The following is a 1,668-nucleotide window of genomic DNA, read 5'->3' as shown; positions in this document are numbered from 1 at the left end:
CCGTGGTCGACGTGACCGATGGTGCCGACGTTCACGTGCGGCTTCGTGCGTTCGAACGTACCTTTTGCCATGCTGGATTCCTCCAAGCGGTGGACGGCCCCGGGAATCCCGGTCGCCCACATTGGGTTTCTGCTCGCCGAGGGTCTCGCGTGCCCAACTGCACGGGCGCCTTCTCGGCACAATAGCGCGCCATCGCCTTTGCTCGGCGCACCGAAGGACCATGCTATATGAAATGTTGAGGTCGTGCAAGGGGGGCAAAACGCCGTCTGGAACGGCGTGAAAAAAAGGAAGCGGCCCGACCGGGGTCGGGCCGCGAGACGAGCGGGTCTCCCCTACCGCGTCCGGGGGAAGCCGAGGTCCACCGAGCTCGTCCCGGGGTCGGGCCAGCGGCTCGTCACGACCTTGCCGCGCGTGTAGAACTGGATGCCCTCCGGGCCGTACATGTGCGTGTCCCCGAAGAGGCTGGCCTTCCAGCCGCCGAAGCTGTAGTACGAGACGGGCACGGGAATCGGGACGTTCACGCCGACCATGCCGACCTCCACGTCGTACTGGAACTGCCGCGCGGCGCCGCCGTCGCGCGTGAAGATCGCGACGCCGTTCCCGTACGGGTTGTCGTTCACGAGCTTCACGGCCTCCTCGTACGTCCCGACGCGCACGACGCCGAGCACGGGCCCGAAGATCTCGTCGTCGTAGCAGCGCATGCCGGGCCGCACGTGGTCCAGCAGGGCCGGGCCGTAGAAGAAGCCGTCTCCCTCCACGCCGTGCGCCGCGCCGTCCACCACCACGGTCGCGCCCTCTTCTGCCGCGCCCGACACGTAGCCCGCCACGCGGTCGCGGTGCTCGCGCGTGATGAGCGGCCCCATCTCGGCGGCGGGGTCCGTCCCGGGCCCCACCTTCAGCTTCGGGAGGCGCTCGGCGATGGCGGCCACGAGGTCGTCCGCGACGCCGCCCACCGCGACGACCGTGCTGATCGCCATGCACCTCTCCCCCGCCGAGCCGTACGCCGCCGACACCGCCGCGTCGGCGGCCATGGAGAGGTCCGCGTCGGGCAGGACCACCATGTGGTTCTTCGCCCCGCCGAGGGCCTGCACGCGCTTGCCGTTCCGCGTGCCCGTCTCGTAGACGTACCGCGCGACGGGCGTGCTGCCCACGAAGGACACCGCCGCCACGTCCGGGTGCTCCAGCAGACGGTCCACCGACACGCGGTCGCCCTGCACGACGTTCAGCACGCCGTCCGGGAGGCCCGCCCGCTTCAGCAGGTCCGCGAGCATCAGGCTGGCGCCCGGGTCTCGCTCGCTGGGCTTCAGGACGAAGGTGTTGCCGCACGCGAGCGCGTTCGCGATCATCCACAGGGGCACCATCGCGGGGAAGTTGAAGGGCGTGATGCCCGCCACCACCCCGAGCGGCTGGCGGATGCTGTACACGTCCACGCCGCGCGCCGCGCCCTCCGAGTAGCCGCCCTTCAGGAGGTGCGGGATGCCGCAGGCGAACTCCACGTTCTCCAGCCCGCGCGCCACCTCCCCGAGCGCGTCCGCGTGGACCTTGCCGTGCTCGCGCGTGAGGATGCGCGCGAGGTCGTCGCGGTGGCGGTCCACGAGGTCGCGGAAGCGGAACATGATCTCCGCGCGGCGCGACAGGGCCGTGGCGCGCCACGCGGGGAACGCCGCG

Annotated in this window: 1 protein-coding gene; it reads right to left on the bottom strand. The window is 71.0% G+C overall.

The features are described 5' to 3' along the window. Nucleotides 1-332 precede the first annotated feature (332 nt). Nucleotides 333-1,668 (bottom strand): CoA-acylating methylmalonate-semialdehyde dehydrogenase (locus tag DEIPI_RS29760; RefSeq protein ID WP_045233957.1); only part of this gene is annotated, 1,336 nt, incomplete at its 5' end.

The organism is Deinococcus pimensis DSM 21231, from assembly GCF_000519345.1.
GTDB lineage: Bacteria > Deinococcota > Deinococci > Deinococcales > Deinococcaceae > Deinococcus_A > Deinococcus_A pimensis.
This window is presented reverse-complemented; position numbering and strand designations above follow the sequence as displayed.